Source organism: Bradyrhizobium sp. G127 (genome assembly GCF_021502575.1).
Classification (GTDB): domain Bacteria; phylum Pseudomonadota; class Alphaproteobacteria; order Rhizobiales; family Xanthobacteraceae; genus Afipia.
This window is the reverse complement of record NZ_JAKFGN010000001.1, coordinates 844,797-861,366: the sequence shown is the minus strand read 5'-3', so window position 1 is coordinate 861,366 and position 16,570 is coordinate 844,797. Positions and strand designations below refer to the sequence as shown.

The following is a 16,570-nucleotide window of genomic DNA, read 5'->3' as shown; positions in this document are numbered from 1 at the left end:
TCCCCGCGCCCACTCGCCCCGAGGCTGGTTAGCGCATGGCGCGCTACGATGCGGTCATCATTGGCGCAGGCCTCGGCGGCCTCACTGCCGGCGCGATCCTCGCGCGTGCAGGCCGCAAGGTGCTGGTGGTCGAGCGCAGCAATTCGGTTGGCGGCGCAGCATCCAGTTACAAGGTCGGCGATCTGTTCGTCGAAGGTTCGCTGCACGAGACCAGCGATCCGCACGACCCGCGCGATCCCAAACACGAGCCTCTGACACGAGCCGGCGTGCTAGGTGCCGTGCAATGGATCCCCTCGGGCACATTTTACGAGGTGCGTGGCGGCCCGGTGGGCGCGCCGCTGATGCTGCCCGACAATTTCGACGCCGCCCGGCGCGCTTTGACGGAGCGGTTTCCCGAAACCCGCGATGGCATCACGCGGTTGCTGGGCGAGATGGAGCAGGTCGCAGCCGCGATGGGAACGCTGTCGCGTGGCAGAAGCGCGTTCCGAAATCCGCGGCGGGCCTTTGGAGCGTTGAGAAAACTTCTCCCGGCCATTCGGGACTGGAATCTGTCGCTGTCGCAAAAGCTCGACCGCACGTTCGGCGACAACGAAGCCGTCAAGGCGGCGCTGGCCGCCAACCTGTCCTATTACCACGACGATCCGACGACGACATGGTGGGTGTTCTTCGCCGTCGCCCAGGGTGGTTACCTGTTGAGCGGCGGCCGCTACGTGCAAGGCGGATCCCAGCGGCTCTCCAGCGCGCTGGCGCGCGCCATCAAGACCGCGGGCAGCGACGTCATCCTGCGGCGGGTGGCCAGCGCCATCGCCGTCGATGCAAGCGGCCGCGTCACAAGCCTCACCCATGCAGCGAAAGACGGCAGTGATCCGCAGACCGTGGACACTGCACGCATCATCGGCAACGCCGCGCCGGAAATACTGGCCGCGCTGCTGCCCGAGGCCAGCGGCGCGAAGCTCGCCGCCGCCTATGGCCCACGGCAACGCTCGATCTCGCTGTTCGCGCTGACCCTCGGCCTGTCCGCACCGCCGTCCACATTCGGCATCACCAGCTATTCGACACAACTGCTGCCGGACTGGATGACGACCTTCGATGATTACGTGCAAGGCACGACGCTCATGGCGAGCGAACCGGGCCAGCGCATGCCGCCGCTTGCCCTCGTCGATTATGCAGCGATCGACTCCGGCGTCCCCGCACCGCCCTATGTGCTGTCGGTGGTGGGGCCCGATTCTCTTATGAACTGGGAGGATAGCGACCAGGACGCGTATCGCGCCAAGCGCGCGCGCTGGCAGGATGCCATCGTGGCCTATCTCGACGGAATTTATCCCGGCTTGGCGGCTGCCGTGGTCGCCTCGTCGTTCAACACCGCGCTGTCGGTCAAAACATATCTCGGCGCGCCGCAGGGTGCGGTCTATGGTTTCGCACCCACACCCCCGCGCTCACTGTTAGATTTGAGGAAACAGACGCCCGCAACAGCGGTCCCGGGCCTTTATCTTGCGTCGGCCTATGCAGGCTTCGGCGGCTATACCGGCGTGATCCAGTCGGCCGGCGCCTGCGCGGACATGATCTTGCGGGAGGGCTGAACGACAAGTGCGCGATTTTTCTTTCGTCGTCCCGGCGCAGGCCGGGACCCATAACCATCATCTTCGCGATCCCAAAAAGAAAACCGCAACAACCACTGAGCCGAAACATCGGATTCAGGGAGTATGGGTCCCGGCCTGCGCCAGGACGACATGAAGAGAAATCAGTGTTTCCCCAATCTCTCCGGATGTTCGGAGAGGGCGTTCAATTCGTATTCAACCGGAACCGTAGCGTCGCAGCACCAACGAACGACACGACATCGCCCTGCCGCGTCCATGTCGCCGCTTCGGCGAGAGCATTCACCAGCGCATCGTCGGCCTGCGCGCGCTCGGGCGAACAGCCGCCGTCCTGCATCGGGCCGGGAACGAAGATGACGGTGTTGTTGGCCACCGAGAACTGGCCCTTGCCCGCCTTGCACCACAGGTCGAGCTGCGCCTCGCCATTGTCGCCGATCTCGAGCCGTGGAATCCGTTTCGATCCCGGCTGCGGACGCGCCTCGAGAGTCATTTCCAGGCCGAACGGAAACTCGCTGGCGGCATAGGCCGTTGCGTGTCCCGCCATGCTGGCCGCGAGAACAAGACCGAATGCCGCATGTCGCAGAACCGTCATGACCGAAGACCTTCGCACGTTGTCGATTGCGCGAGGTTCTAGACGGTCAGGCACGGCTTTTCCAGTGCGCAGGCTGCCCAAATTGCGCGCGACTGCGAGGAACAAAAGGCCAAACAAAATCCCCGCGGCTGGCGCCGCGGGGATGATGCAATGACCGCGAAGGCGACGTTACTTGATCACCATCTCCGTGAACGGATAGACGTAAGCCTGCAACGTCACGAACAGGCCAACCAAGCAGGCCAGTACGATCGAGTGCAGGAAGACGTAGCGCAGGATCGAGCCTTCATGGCCGTACCAGTTGGTCGCGGTGGAAGCCACCACGATGGACTGGGCGTCGATCATCTTGCCCATGACGCCGCCGGACGAGTTCGCCGCCGCCATCAGGATCGGCGAAATGCCGAGCTGCTCAGACGTGATCTTCTGCAAGTTGCCGAACAGCACGTTCGATGCCGTGTCGGATCCGGTCAGCGCCACACCCAACCAGCCAAGCAGCGTGCCGAAGAACGGATACAACACGCCGGTTGCCGCGAATGCGAGACCCAGCGTCGCATCGACGCCCGACAGGCGCGTCAGGGTGCCGATCGCCAGCATCGCCGAGATCGTGATCAGCGAAATCGCGCAGACCTTGATGGTGCGGCCGTATTCGCCGATCAGCTTGGCCGGCGAGAAGCCCATCAGGAAGCCCGAGATGAGCGCCGCGATCAGCATTCCCGTGCCGGTGAAGGACAGGTAGGTGAACGAGAACACCGCGCCTTCCGGCGTTGGCTTCACTGCCACCGGCGGCACCTTGTTGATCATGTTGTGCAGGTCGGGAACGGGATAATTCCAGGTGAAGATCGAGTTCGCCCAGGTCTTGAACGCGCCGTTGCCCCAGATCAGCATGACCACGCAGACGATGATCCACGGCAGCATGGCGCTCCAGAGTTGCGCCTGCGACAGCGGCGTCGTGTCCAGCGGCTTAGCCGGTTTCATCGTCGCCGCCGACTCATCCTTGCCGCGCAGCGCCGGTGATGTCCAAAGCTCCTTCGGCTGCCAGACTTTCAGGAACAGGATCAGCGCGCCCATCGAGATCAGCGATGCGCCGATGTCGACGATCCACGGGTTGATGTAGTTCGAGATCACGAACTGCGGGACCGCGAACGACACCGCCGTCACGAGAATAGCCGGCCAGACCTGCATCATGCCGCGCCATCCGGCGAACGCCCAGATGACCCAGAACGGGACGATCAGAGAAAACAGCGGCAACTGGCGTCCGACCATGGCGCCGAGAACGTACGGATCGAAGCCCGTGACGGACGCGAGGCCCTGGATCGGCGTGCCGAGCGCGCCGTAAGCCACGGGGGCGGTGTTGGCGATCAGCGACAGGCCCGACGCCGCGAGCGGCGAGAAGCCGAGACCGATCAAGACTGCGCCGGTGATCGCGACAGGCGTGCCGAAACCGGAAGCGCCTTCAAAGAACGCGCCGAACGAAAACGCGATCAGCAGCAACTGCAGACGGCGGTCCGTGGTGACGCCGCCGATGGCGCGCTGCAGCAGTTCGAAACGTCCCGTCTCGACCGTAATACGGTACAGGAAGATAACGTTCAGCACGATCCAGCCGATCGGGAAGAAACCAACGACGACACCAAGCAGGGACGCGCGGATCGACATGCCGGCCGGCATCGTGAAGACGAAAATCGTGATGATGTTGGCGATGATCAACGCGATCAGCGCTGCGATGTGTGCCTTGACCTTGCCGCTGGCGATCATCAAGAGCAGCGCAACGACCGGCACCGCGGCCGCGATCGTCGACAGCGCGGCATTGCCGAGCGGATTATAGATTTGATTCCACATTGCAGTTCCTCCCCACGTCATTGTTGAAGCGCCTAACCAGAGCGTGGTTGGTCAGCGCGCGTGCACGCCGGAGAGCACAAGCGTGTGATGAAAACCGCAAGCGCTGGTCCAAGCCCCAAAACGCTCACAATGCCGCTAAATGAACGGCTCCCCAGCCTTCGCCGTCGGCCGCATGCTAGAGTGAACACCGCACAATGGACAAGATGCCGCAGGGCTGGCATTTTGCGACTTTAGTCTAGCTTTTGGAATTTCTGATATTTATCAGCGCTTTGCGGCGCATCCAAGGAGAAGAATTCTGTGAATGGTATCGGCTCGACGCTCAAGACGGTGTGGCGGATTGCGGCACCCTACTTCCGTTCCGAGGACAAATGGGCCGGCCGCGGCTTGCTCGCCGCGGTAATCGTGATCGAACTGGCGACGGTGTGGATCAACGTCCTGCTGAATTCGTGGAACAACCGCTTCTACAACGCGCTGCAAGAGCACAACTGGGACAGCTTCGTTTCCGAGATCATCTACTTCACCGTCATCGTCACCATCTTCATCGCCATCGCCGTCTATCAGTTCTACCTCAACCAGTGGCTCCAGATCCGCTGGCGCAAGTGGATGACCGAGCGTTATCTCGGCGACTGGCTTCACGACGCCACCCATTACCGGATGCAGCTTCAGGGCGACGCCGCGGACAACCCGGATCAACGCATCACCGACGACGTCAAGCTGTTCGTCGACCGCACGCTGAACATCGGCGTCGGGCTTTTGAACTCCATCGTGACGCTCGCCTCGTTTGTGGTGATCCTCTGGACGCTGTCGAGCGCGGCACCGTTACACCTGTTCGGCAAGGACATCGACTTTCCGGGCTACATGGTCTGGGGCGCTCTGATCTATGCCGTTCTTGGAACATGGCTGACGCACCTGATCGGCAAACCTCTGGTCGGGCTGGACTACAGGCAGCAGCAATACGAAGCGGACTTTCGCTTCAATCTGGTGCGCGTCCGCGAGAACTCTGAGCAGATCGCCCTGCTGGACGGCGACAATGCCGAGCGCGACCGCCTGCTTGGACGCTTCGGCGCCGTCGTCGATAACTGGCTCGGCATCATGAGCCGCACGAAGAAAGTGACCGCCTTCACCGCGAGCTACTCGCAGGCATCCGTGATCTTCCCTTTCATCTTGGTCGCACCCGCCTATTTCGCCGGCAAAATGCAACTCGGCGGCATGATGCAGACTGCCTCGGCCTTCGGCAGCGTGCAGGGCGCACTGTCCTTCTTCATCACAACCTATCGCACGCTCGCCGAGTGGCAGGCCGTGGTCGGCCGGCTCGACGGATTCGAAGCGGGAATCACGGCAGCGAAAACGCTGGCCGAAAGCCCGGATTCGATTCGCACCGTGACCGCAGCCGATGCCAGCGCGATCCGCCTCGACGAACTGCTGCTCAAATTGCCAAACGGCAGGCCCTTGATTGAGACATCGGGCTTCAGAGTGCAGAGCGGCGAGCGCACACTGCTCACCGGGCCGTCCGGCTCCGGCAAGTCCACGCTGTTTCGCGCCATCGCCGGCATCTGGCCATTCGGCAAGGGCGACATCTCAATTCCGAAGGGGGCATCCTTGATGATGCTGCCACAGCGTCCTTATTTTCCGGTCGGCGCGCTGGCATCCGCGATCACCTATCCTGCGCGGGACGGCACATACAGCGACGAACGACTCTGCGAAGTCCTGACCCTCGTCGGATTGCCGGCGCTCGCAACCCGGCTTGCCGAACACGGACACTGGAACAGAACGCTGTCGCTTGGTGAGCAACAGCGCCTTGGCATCGCACGGGCACTGCTGCAAGCGCCTCAATATCTTTTCCTTGATGAAGCGACAGCCTCGCTGGATGAGCCGTCGGAGGCGCTGCTCTATCGCCTGATCGGGGAAAAACTGCCCGACACTACCATCGTCTCGATCGGCCACCGCAGCACCCTCGATGCCTTCCATCAGCGGCATGTAGCGCTGGTGCGCGACGGCGAACAATTCACGCTGGGCGGCGGCGAACGGGTGCCAGCGGCATGACCCTGTCGCCTCGCGAAGCACGGCCATAGCCTGCCATAACTCATGCTCCGGCCAAGGCACAGTACCGACAACCCAGGCTCAGAGCTGGAGTTGTCGTAGCCGTCGGCATCGCACTCGCGATCTGTCGAATGGAGTGGCTCGCTGCCAGGTAAAGCTATCTTTTCCCGGTCATCCCTTTTGCCGCATCCGTCGCGCGAGTCTTTGGCATCTCCCGATGCGGTTGGCGTTACACACAAAGAAAAGGGCGGCAGATTTCTCTGCCGCCCTTAAACCATCAGATGGAGGAGCTTACTTAAGAGCGCCCAAGGTCACGTCCGCCGAGAGCTTGGCGATGAACTGATCGCCGCACCACTTGGAGCCGAAGCCGCCCGGGTTCGCCAGCGTCACGCTGCCGGTCTGAACCGCGCCGAAGTCGGAGGTAATGGCGTTACAGTTGCCCTTGCCAATGTCTGTGCCCGAGTAGCGCAGATCGAGCGTGAAGACCTTGTAGGTGAAGCCGACACCGACGTTCCAAGTGTTGTAATCGGGAAGCGGGGTGAAGGCGTAGAACGCATCGGTGGTGCCGAGCCACTGATGACCGTATTCACCCGACACGTAGGCGCCGATGCCGCTGTTGCCGAACAGGTTGCTCGGAGCAGTGAACTTGGCGTTGATCGAAGCGTAGGTCGAATCGAAGCCGAAGTTCAGGAAGTTAGGCGAATACCAGACGCTGCCGCCGAGGGCGAACATGTCGTTGAAGGTGTAGGTCGCCTTACCGTAAGCCTCGTAGTAGCTCACGTCGCCCTTCATGACGTTGCCGTTGAAGAGAGCGTTCGACCCGAACGGACAAGCGCCAGCCGGGGTGATGGCGGCGGTGCCGGGCGTCAGGTTGCCGTCGATGCACTGCCCGCTCGGGTAGATGTAGCCCCACACACCGAAGTCGAGGGCAAGGGGTCCGAAGGTCGGGCGGATACCGCCGTAGACGTCGATTTCTGCCGCTGCGCGGTTGGCGAAGGAAATGCTGTTGCCGGCAACACCCGCGTAGAGCTGCAGGTCTGGGGTGATGTTATAGCGCGGCTCGAAATAAGCCGAGACGGAAGCTCCACGGTTCGACTGCGAGATGCCGCGGAACACGTAGTTGTTGGTGATTGCAGCACCGAAGGCCACATCCCAAGGCGAGACCACAATCGGCGCCGGTGCCTTCTTGTAGACCTTGCCCAGGTCGGCCGCCGATGCCGATCCAAGACCCATCGCAACAGCAACTGCTGCGATCGACAAACTTACTTTCTTCATGACGATCCCCATCATCGTTAAAAATCCAGTCCGATTGCCGAAGGTCCGAATGACAAGCGTTAATCGACTGCATGAACTCGTGGCACCAATCTGCGGGGCTGAGGGGGCTTGGGGAAGCAAAAAACCCAAGCAACTGCCGCCTTTTTAGGCGTTTGAATGGTTCCAAGCGATGTTCTGCCGCAGTGTGGCATTCTGACAACAAATTTCGGCCCCAATTGGAACTTCTGAGACACGATTTTCCACATAACCAAGGGCATTTAGCCTCAGAAAGGCAATCTTCTGTGTCCTGCCCACCATCTGCGTCTCCCTCGATTCGCGGTCTTTCCCTCCCCGGATGCCCAAAAGCTGACATCAAATACAAAGGGCCGCAGCGAAAATGCTGCAGCCCTTTGAATCCTCGGAGGAGCGGGCCGGAGCCTGCTCCACCTCTTAACTGGTGGTGCTATCCTCGCTGCCGGAGCCGGACGACCAGCTCGTCGTGGAGGTTGGAGCCGGGGACCAGCTTGGCTCGGCTGAAACCGGGGCGGGCTCAGGCGCGGGCGCGGCAGGCTTCGGCGCACGCTTCTTCTTGGGAGCAGCCTTCTTCGGCGCAGCCTTTTTGACGGCAGACTTCTTGGCGGATGATTTCTTCGCCGACTTCTTGGCAGCTTTCTTGGTCACCTTCTTGGCGGATTTCTTGGCTGCCTTCTTTGGAGATTTCTTCGCGACCTTCTTGGCGGACTTTTTCGCGGCCTTCTTCGCCGACTTCTTGGAAGCCTTCTTGGCGGACTTCTTCGCCGCCATCAGCTTCTTTGCTTTTTTACCCTTCGATTTCTTCTTCTTAGATTTAGCCATTGTGGTCCTCCTGTTTCCGCCAGCACCACTTCAGCCAGCGTTCAGGCACTCCCAACGCGGGGGCCCTTCATCGATCTCGTCAATAAATCCGGTCGAGGACCGCCTGTCGCCCAGTCGAGCAGCTCAATCGTATGCACCACAGGGACTGACGTTCCGTCGGTACTTTCCACCGAGCCGATCTGCACCATGCAACCGATGTTGCCGGCAGAGATGATGTCCGGCTTCGTCGACGCGATGTTGGCGACCTTCCGTTCGCGTAATCGCTTTGCAATGCTGGGCTGGAGGATGTTGTACGTTCCTGCCGAACCGCAACACAGATGACTCTCCGGTACATCTTTCACCACGAATCCGCTCTTGGAAAGCAATTCTTTCGGAAGCTGCGTGATTTTCTGTCCGTGCTGCAACGAACATGCGGAGTGATACGCGACGACGAGATCGCTTTTGCTTTGCGGCCACGCGATGTCGAGGCTCGCGACATACTCGGTCACGTCCTTCGCCAAAGCCGATATTCGCGCGGCTTTGGCTGCATAAGCGCCATCTTCGCGCAGCATGTAGCCGTAGTCCTTGATCGTGGTGCCGCATCCCGACGTAGTGACGAGGATGGCATCGAGGCCATTCCGGTCAGCCTCGTTTGTCCACACCTCGATGTTTGCCCGCGCACGCTTCAGCGCGTCGCCATCGTGGCCCATGTGATGCGTCAGCGAGCCGCAGCATTGTTCGTCCGCGACCAGCACCACCTCGATGCCGTGGCGGGTCAGCATCCGAACGGCCGCCTGATTGATCCCCGGCGACAGCACCTGCTGGGCGCATCCCTGCAATAAGGCGACCCGGCCGCGCTTCTTGCCCTCGGCGGGGAATATCGTGCCACCCGCAGGCCCCGGCGCAGGCAAATGTCCCGGCGCCAGCGCCAGCATGGCCCGAAGCCGGTCGAAGAAGGACGGCGCGGTCGCGCCGGAGGGAGCCGGCAGCAGCGCCGCGAACGGCCGCGCGATCCGGGCCGCGATCATGCTGACCCTGAACAGGCCCGGACGCGGCAGCACGAAGGCGAGGACACCCCGCAGAAATCGCTCCGGCAACGGCCGCGCATATTCCTCCTCGACCTTCACCCGCGCCTGATCGACGAGGTGCATGTAGTTCACCCCCGACGGACAGGTCGTCATGCAGGCCAGGCACGACAGGCAGCGGTCGATGTGCTTGACCACCTCCTGTGTCGGCGCGCGGTCGTTCTCCAGCATGTCCTTGATCAGGTAAATCCGGCCGCGCGGACTATCGAGTTCGTCGCCGAGCAGGACATAGGTCGGACAGGTCGCGGTGCAGAATCCGCAATGGACGCAGGCGCGCAGAATCTTGTCGGCTTCGCGGATATCGGGATCGGCGAGCTGGCTTAGGGAAAATTCGGTCTTCATGGCTGAGTTGTCCGGATCATGCGCGCACCATCCGGCCGCGATTGAAGATATTGCGGGGATCGAAGCTCGCCTTGACGCGCGCGCCCAGCGCCGCGACGCCCGGCTCCTGAGGCTGGAAAACATCGACCGTATTGCGCACCTGGTCGGCGGCACGAAGCAGCGTGGCGTGGCCGCCGATAGGCTTGAGACGTTCGCGCAGCATCGAGGCGTGGGCGTCCGCTGCGGGCGGCAACGCCGCCCAGATCAGCCCGCCGCCCCAATCGTAGATCACGTCGCCGCCGGTCTCGCGTGCCAGTGCCTGGCCGAATGCGCCGCCCGACGCCGGCGGACACACGATGCGCCACACCGGCCACGCGCCCAGCGATCCGGATGCCGCGAACGGCGTGACGTCGCGGATCGCCTCCCAGACCGATAAGGAGGCGTCGTCCGCGATCAAATCCGCCGCACCGAACGCCGCAAGCAACTGCTTTACCGATCCGGCGCGATCGGACACCGACGCGCCGATTCCCTCCAGCCGGATCAGCGTCACACCCTGTTGAGAGCCTCCGAGACCGGCCAGCCCGTCGCCAGCGGTCCGGAAGATCGACGCCGGCAGATGCGCAACGCCCGACACGTCGAACGATGATCCCAGCGCCGCCGTCATGGCCCGGTTCGCAGTGACATCGTCGAGACCGCGCAAAACCAGCGTCCGCTCGTTTTCCGCCTTCGGCAGAACCTTGAGCGTCACTTCCGTCATCACCGACAGCGTGCCCCATGACCCCGCGAGCAGCTTGCAGAGGTCATAGCCGGTGACGTTCTTCACCACCTTGCCGCCGGCCTTGAACGAATCGCCGAAGCCGGAGACCGCATAAGCTCCGAGCAGATGATCTCGCGCGCCGCCGGCCTTGATGCGCCGCGGTCCCGCCAACCCCGCAGCGATGGTGCCGCCGATGGTCCCGGCGCCGCGCGGCGTTCCCAGCAGCACCGACGTGTCCATGGGATCGAACGCGAATTGCTGGTTCTTCGAATCGATCAGCGACAGCAGATCGGCCATCGGCGCACCAGCCTGGACGGTGACGATCAACTCGTTCGGCTCATAGGACGTGATGGCGTTGAGCGCCGACAGGTCGAGGACCGCGTTGGTCGCCATCGGGAGCCCGATGGCGCGCTTGCTGCCGTGACCGATGATTTCAAGCGGCTGCTCGGCGGCGAGTGCGTCGCGCACGGCCTGCTCCACATCCTTCGCGTCACGCACTTTCAGGGTATCCACACCAACGCTCGTTTCTTTGTGTTGCAAATCGAATGATGCCGGCCGATTGCCCGGCGATTGATGATTTACCCGCGATCAGGCTCAGAATCGCGGGATGTCCGGAAACGCCAGCTTGCCACCATGGACATGGACCCGCCCAAGTTCGGCGCAGCGGTGCAGGGTCGGAAACACCTTGCCGGGATTGAGCAATCCTTGCGTATCGAAGGCACATTTCAGACGCTGCTGTTGGGCGAGGTCGATATCGCTGAACATCTCCGGCATCAGGTCGCGCTTCTCGACACCGACGCCGTGCTCGCCGGTCAGGACGCCGCCGAGTTTCACGCACAGGCGCAGGATGTCCGAGCCAAAGGCTTCCGCCTTGTCCATCTCTTCGGGGATATTTGCATCGTACAGAATAAGAGGATGAAGATTGCCGTCGCCGGCGTGGAAGACATTGGCGACACGCAGGCCATATTTCTCCGACAGGTCGCGTATCCCGGCCAGCGCCTCGGGCAGCTTGCCGCGCGGAATAGTGCCGTCCATGCAGAGATAATCCGGCGACAGCCGCCCTACCGCCGGAAACGCCGCCTTGCGACCGGACCAGAACAGCAGCCGCTCCTGCTCGGAATTCGAAATCTGCAGGGTGGTCGAGCCGCAGCCGCGCGCGATCTTCTCGACGCGCTCGATCAGTTCATCGACTTCGACCTTCGGGCCGTCCAGTTCGATGATCAGCAGCGCTTCGACATCGAGCGGATAGCCCGCATGGACGAAGGCTTCGGCGGCTACGATCGCGTTCTTGTCCATCATCTCCATGCCGCCGGGAATGATCCCCGCGCCGATGATGTTGGCCACGCACTGTCCGGCGTCCTCGACCGAGGCGAAGCCCACCATCAGGGCACGGGCCGTTTCCGGCTTCTGCAGGATGCGCACAGTGACCTCGGTGACGACGCCGAGCAGCCCCTCCGATCCGTTGATGATCCCCATCAGGTCGTAGCCGTCGTTCTCGGGGGCCTTGCCGCCGATGCGCAGGATTTCGCCGGTGATCAGCACGAATTCGCAGCCCAGCACGTTGTTGGTGGTCATGCCGTATTTCAGGCTGTGAACGCCGCCAGAGTTCTCCGCGACATTTCCGCCAATCGAGCAGGCGATCTGCGATGACGGATCGGGCGCGTAGTAGAATCCCTCATGCGCCACAGCCTGGCTGATGGCGAGGTTAGTGACGCCGGGCTCCACCACCGCGACGCGATTGTCGAAATCGATTTCGCGCACGCGCTTGAATTTGCCGAGGCCGAGCAGCACGCCGTCCGCGAGCGGCAGCGAGCCTCCCGACAGCGAGGTGCCGGAGCCGCGCGGCACCACCTTGATGCCGTTGTCGTAGCAGTACTTCAAAACCTGCGAGACCTGTTCGGTGGTGTCCGGCAGCACCACCACCATCGGCGGCTGGCGATAGGCCGTCAGCGCGTCCGATTCATAGGGCTGCATCTCCCGCGTCGTCGAGATCACGCCCTCGCCCGGCACGATTTTACTCAAGGCGGCGACGATCTCTTCGCGGCGCGCGAGCACCGCCTGATCGGGCTCAGGCATCATGATGGACATGTGCGGTCTCCAGAACGCAGCGTGTTTGTGTCACGCATTATTTGTTCCGGTGTATCAACCACATCTTGCGGGTTTTGAATAGTTCCAAAGACCAACGAGCTCTTGGAGCCGGCGCGGCCCATGGCGACGCAATGCCGTAATTTTTACCCGACCAGCGCGCCCAGCTCCCGCCGCGCGGGCATCACGGGCATCACCGCCTGCACCACCAGACCGCGCGCGCGCGCATCGAGCACACCGACGGCACGAAGCGCAAACAGCGTAATCGCCTGCACCGAGTCGCGCAGTTTCACCGGATCGTCGATGTCATCGGGCGCGAGCGGGCCGACCAGCGACTCGTGCAGCGCTCCGATCAGGGCTGTGGCGGCCAGCGAGATGTCCTGTGCCGGAAGATGCCCCGCCCGCACCGCGGCCTCGATCCGCGCTTCGACTTCGGCGGCGATCTCGCGGCGGCTGGCAAGACGCGATGCGGTCACATCCACATCCACCGGCTCGGCGAGAATGCCCCAGGCCAGCTTGCGGTTCGATACCACATGCACGGCAATCGTGGTCACTGCCGCGGCCAGCGCCGACGAAGGCCCAGGCGCAGCATCAGCGGCACGCCTGATCGCCGTTAGTTCGGCGCGCGACACATCCGCGATCAACTCGGAAATCAGATCGGCCTTGGACGGGAAGTAGCGATAGACCGTACCCGCTGCAACATTGGCGCGGGAGGCAACCGGCGCAATCTGAACCGCCGCCATTCCGCCTTCGGCAGCGGCGTCGCGTGCGGCCGAAAGAATCGCGTTGCGGCGCGCCGCAAGGCGTTTCACGACCTGATGAGTTCGCCTGTAAACCATTGACGGCGTTCGTCTCCCGAAAAGAAGTGAACATCAGTTCAAAAGCGAAAACAAGCGTTTCAAGATGCGCGGATTCAAATTCGCAGTGCAGCATAAATTTAACCGCTGAATCCCATCGCGCGCGCCAGCGCCGCCACCGCCATTCCGGTGATCACGGCGACAAACTCGTTGCGCCGGACGATGGTGATGGCGACCGCCGCACCAATCGCGAACAGCACGACCGCGCCGCCATTGACCGCGACCGGCAGCGACGCGGCAACGATAATCGATCCGGGCAGCGCGTCGAGCATCCGCCGCACGCGCGGCGTGATGGTGACATAACCCATCAGCCAGTAGCCGCCGAGGCGCGAGGCCACCGTCACCGCCGTCATCACGGCGAATGCGATCATCACGTCGGAACGCAGGAATTCGCTCATACGCCGCCCTTCCCGTGGGAGTTGGCATGCGGATCGGCGGCAGGTGGATCATCCATTAGGCCGGCGCAGATCGCGCCCGACACCGCGCCCGCGATGATGAACCACCAACCCGGCACCAGCCAATGCACCGCGAGCGCCACCACGCCTGCGACGGCCCAGGGAATGGCACGCCGCGGGCCTTTCCAGGCCGGTACCAGCATCGCGGCATAGAACGCCGGCACCACCAGATCGACGCCATACTTTTTCGGATCGCTTAATTGTCCCGCCAGCAGATATCCGGGCAGCGAAGAGACAAACCAGACGATATAAAGCACGATGCCGCCGCCCACGAAGAACGACGCATCGGCGCCGCCGTGATTGCGATAGCGCGTGGCGGCAAGCCAGCCGCCGTCGGTGACCAGCAGCATTGAGGGATAGGACTGCCATGGCGGCAGCGTGCCGAACCACGGGCGCAGGCTGGCGCTCATCAGCGAGAAACGGATATTCACGGTCAGCGTCAGCAGCGCCAGCGTCGCGATCGACGTCACCGTGAGCTGATCCGGCCACGACGAGACTGCGACGAACTGCGACAGCCCGCCATAAACGAACGCCATCATCACCTGCACTTCGGCCAGAGTGAAATTCTTCTGGGCGCAAAGCGCGCCGAACGCCATACCGAACGCGATGGTACCCGGCAGCATCGGCGAGATGGCGTAGATGCCCGGCACGATCGCCTTGGACGACCAGTAGGCGGGCGTGTGGAAATGATCGGGCACCGTCTCGGACGGGGGGTGAAGCGTCGTCATCGATTCATCCGCATGAGACGCCATCGGTGCGGTGAACGAAGCATGTGGTCAAGCGCCGCGGCTGCGACCCATGTTCAAACAGGGGGCAAGCGCAGCCGCCCATGCGGATCGCGCGGAGCGAACTGCCCGAGCGGCGAACTGCAAACGAAAAAGGCCGGTTCGAAAACCGGCCTTTTCAGAATGATGTCGCGAGACTTATGCCTGCGGCTGCGGCTCAAGCCCGGCATCCGGACGCGGGCGCGGCTTGCCGGCGGGCGGAACCGCCGAGGTGCGTGGGCCGGTCGGCTCAAGCACGGATTCGCGGTTCGGCTTCTTGCCGTTCAGCAGATCGGTGATCTCGTCGCCGGACAGCGTCTCGAATTCAAGAAGACCCTTGGCGAGGGTTTCGAGGTCGGCGCGTTTCTCGGTCAGAATGCGCGTCGCCTCGTTGTAGCCTTCCTCGACGAAGCGGCGGATTTCCTTGTCGATCTTTTGAACGGTGGCTTCCGATGCGTTCTGGGTGCGCGACACCGACATGCCGAGGAACACCTCGTCCTGATTCTCCCCATAGGAGACGGTGCCGAGTTCTTCCGACAGACCCCAGCGGGTCACCATCATGCGCGCAAGCCTTGTCGCCTGCTCGATGTCGGACGATGCGCCGGACGTCACCTTCTCCTTGCCGAAGACCAGCTCTTCCGCGACGCGTCCGCCCATCATGATGGCGAGGCGCGAGGTCATCTGCTCCAGCGACATCGACAGTTTATCGCGCTCCGGCAATTGCATCACCATGCCGAGTGCACGGCCGCGCGGAATGATCGTGGCCTTGTGGATCGGATCGGTGGCGATGACGTTGAGGCCGACGATGGCGTGGCCGCCCTCGTGATAGGCCGTCAGCATCTTTTCTTCCTCGGTCATGACGAGCGACTTGCGCTCCGCGCCCATCATCACCTTGTCCTTGGCCTCTTCGAATTCGGCCTGCGTCACCATGCGCTTGTTGCGACGCGCGGCGGTGAGTGCCGCCTCATTGACGAGGTTCATCAGGTCCGCGCCGGAGAAGCCGGGCGTGCCTCGTGCGATGGTCTTGAGGTTGATGTCTGGCGCCAACGGCACCTTGCGGACGTGGACCTTGAGGATCTGCTCGCGGCCGACGACATCCGGGTTCGGCACCACGACCTGACGGTCGAAGCGGCCCGGACGCAGCAGCGCGGGATCGAGAACGTCAGGACGGTTGGTCGCGGCGATCAGGATCACGCCTTCATTGGCCTCGAAGCCGTCCATCTCGACCAGCAACTGGTTGAGGGTCTGCTCGCGTTCGTCATTGCCGCCGCCAAGACCGGCGCCGCGATGACGGCCGACCGCGTCGATTTCGTCGATGAAGATGATGCACGGCGCATTCTTCTTGGCCTGCTCGAACATGTCACGCACACGGCTGGCACCAACGCCGACGAACATTTCGACGAAGTCCGAACCCGAGATGGTGAAGAACGGCACGTTGGCTTCACCCGCGACCGCGCGCGCGATCAGGGTTTTACCCGTACCGGGAGGGCCGACCAGCAGCACGCCGCGCGGAATCCGTCCGCCGAGGCGCTGATACTTGCCGGGATCGCGCAGGAACTCGACGATCTCCTGCAAATCCTGCTTGGCTTCATCAACGCCCGCGACGTCCTCGAACGTCACACGGCCGTGCGCCTCGGTCAGCATCTTGGCGCGCGATTTGCCAAAGCCCATCGCCTTGCCGGCTCCGCCCTGCATCTGGCGCGACAGAAAAATCCACACGCCGATCAACGCGATGAACGGCAGCCACGACACCAGCAGCGACACGAACCAAGGCACATTGTCGCCCGGCGGCTTCGCAGTGATCGAGACCTTGCCGTCATACAGGCGCTTGATCAGGGTCGGATCGTTCGGCGCGTAGGTGTGGAAGGTCGAACCGTTGGTGAAGGTGCCGTTGATGTCCGGCCCCTGGATGACCACGTCGCGGACGCGATTCTGGTCAACCTCGGTCAAAAGCTGGGAAAATGAAATATCCTGCGAGGCGGCGCGCTGTCCCGGATTCTGGAAGAGCGTGAACAATGCCAACAGCAGCAAGACGATGATGACCCAGAGGGCGAAATTGCGCAGATTGGCGTTCATTGAGCTTCCTTCGTGGCCGCAT

Annotated in this window: 13 protein-coding genes; 2 read left to right on the top strand and 11 right to left on the bottom strand. The window is 62.6% G+C overall.

The features are described 5' to 3' along the window. The first annotated feature begins 35 nt into the window (after nucleotides 1-35). Nucleotides 36-1,580: a phytoene desaturase family protein gene (locus LVY71_RS04120; protein WP_235098446.1), complete on the top strand. Its 1,545-nt coding sequence runs from the start codon at nucleotides 36-38 to the stop codon at nucleotides 1,578-1,580. Nucleotides 1,581-1,782: 202 nt separating this feature from the next. On the opposite strand, the gene LVY71_RS04115 is transcribed toward LVY71_RS04120, so the two are convergent. Both LVY71_RS04115 and LVY71_RS04110 read right to left on the bottom strand, forming a co-directional pair. Continuing rightward, on the bottom strand, nucleotides 1,783-2,187 hold the full coding sequence (locus LVY71_RS04115; RefSeq protein ID WP_235098444.1) for an META domain-containing protein: 405 nt from the start codon (nucleotides 2,185-2,187) through the stop codon (nucleotides 1,783-1,785). A 168-nt stretch (nucleotides 2,188-2,355) separates the two neighbouring features. After that, nucleotides 2,356-4,020 carry an L-lactate permease gene (locus tag LVY71_RS04110; RefSeq protein WP_235098442.1) on the bottom strand — a complete coding sequence of 555 codons (1,665 nt, stop codon included), beginning with the start codon at nucleotides 4,018-4,020 and terminating at the stop codon, nucleotides 2,356-2,358. 297 nt (nucleotides 4,021-4,317) lie between these two features. On the opposite strand from LVY71_RS04110, the gene LVY71_RS04105 reads away from it, so the two are divergent. Next, nucleotides 4,318-6,063, top strand: a complete 1,746-nt coding sequence (locus LVY71_RS04105) for an ABC transporter ATP-binding protein/permease (RefSeq protein WP_235098439.1) — start codon at nucleotides 4,318-4,320, stop codon at nucleotides 6,061-6,063. Nucleotides 6,064-6,351: 288 nt separating this feature from the next. Here LVY71_RS04105 and LVY71_RS04100 read toward each other — a convergent pair whose 3' ends face one another. The 9 genes from LVY71_RS04100 to ftsH all read right to left on the bottom strand — a co-directional run bounded on the left by LVY71_RS04100 (nucleotide 6,352) and on the right by ftsH (nucleotide 16,548). Then, nucleotides 6,352-7,335 carry a TorF family putative porin gene (locus tag LVY71_RS04100; RefSeq protein WP_235098437.1) on the bottom strand — a complete coding sequence of 328 codons (984 nt, stop codon included), beginning with the start codon at nucleotides 7,333-7,335 and terminating at the stop codon, nucleotides 6,352-6,354. A gap of 429 nt (nucleotides 7,336-7,764) precedes the next feature. Next, nucleotides 7,765-8,169 carry a histone gene (locus LVY71_RS04095; protein WP_235098435.1) on the bottom strand — a complete coding sequence of 135 codons (405 nt, stop codon included), beginning with the start codon at nucleotides 8,167-8,169 and terminating at the stop codon, nucleotides 7,765-7,767. 41 nt (nucleotides 8,170-8,210) lie between these two features. After that, entirely contained in the window at nucleotides 8,211-9,575 is a 1,365-nt protein-coding gene (gene glcF, locus LVY71_RS04090) for a glycolate oxidase subunit GlcF (RefSeq protein ID WP_235098433.1), read from the bottom strand. A gap of 16 nt (nucleotides 9,576-9,591) precedes the next feature. Continuing rightward, nucleotides 9,592-10,824 carry an FAD-binding protein gene (locus LVY71_RS04085; RefSeq protein WP_235098431.1) on the bottom strand — a complete coding sequence of 411 codons (1,233 nt, stop codon included), beginning with the start codon at nucleotides 10,822-10,824 and terminating at the stop codon, nucleotides 9,592-9,594. An 81-nt stretch (nucleotides 10,825-10,905) separates the two neighbouring features. After that, the gene (locus tag LVY71_RS04080; RefSeq protein ID WP_235098429.1) at nucleotides 10,906-12,399 is read right to left on the bottom strand and encodes an FAD-linked oxidase C-terminal domain-containing protein; all 1,494 of its coding nucleotides are present in this window, start codon (nucleotides 12,397-12,399) and stop codon (nucleotides 10,906-10,908) included. 143 nt (nucleotides 12,400-12,542) lie between these two features. Continuing rightward, a complete protein-coding gene (locus LVY71_RS04075; protein ID WP_235098428.1) occupies nucleotides 12,543-13,235 on the bottom strand; it encodes a TetR/AcrR family transcriptional regulator in 693 nt (230 codons plus the stop codon). Nucleotides 13,236-13,333: 98 nt separating this feature from the next. Further along, nucleotides 13,334-13,651 (bottom strand): AzlD family protein, encoded by a 318-nt coding sequence (locus LVY71_RS04070; protein WP_235098425.1) that lies wholly within the window; start codon nucleotides 13,649-13,651, stop codon nucleotides 13,334-13,336. Then, entirely contained in the window at nucleotides 13,648-14,436 is a 789-nt protein-coding gene (locus LVY71_RS04065) for an AzlC family ABC transporter permease (protein WP_235098423.1), read from the bottom strand. Before LVY71_RS04065 ends, LVY71_RS04070 begins: the two co-directional genes overlap by 4 nt. 195 nt (nucleotides 14,437-14,631) lie before the next feature. Further along, nucleotides 14,632-16,548 (bottom strand): ATP-dependent zinc metalloprotease FtsH, encoded by a 1,917-nt coding sequence (gene ftsH, locus LVY71_RS04060; protein WP_235098421.1) that lies wholly within the window; start codon nucleotides 16,546-16,548, stop codon nucleotides 14,632-14,634. Nucleotides 16,549-16,570: the final 22 nt, after the last annotated feature.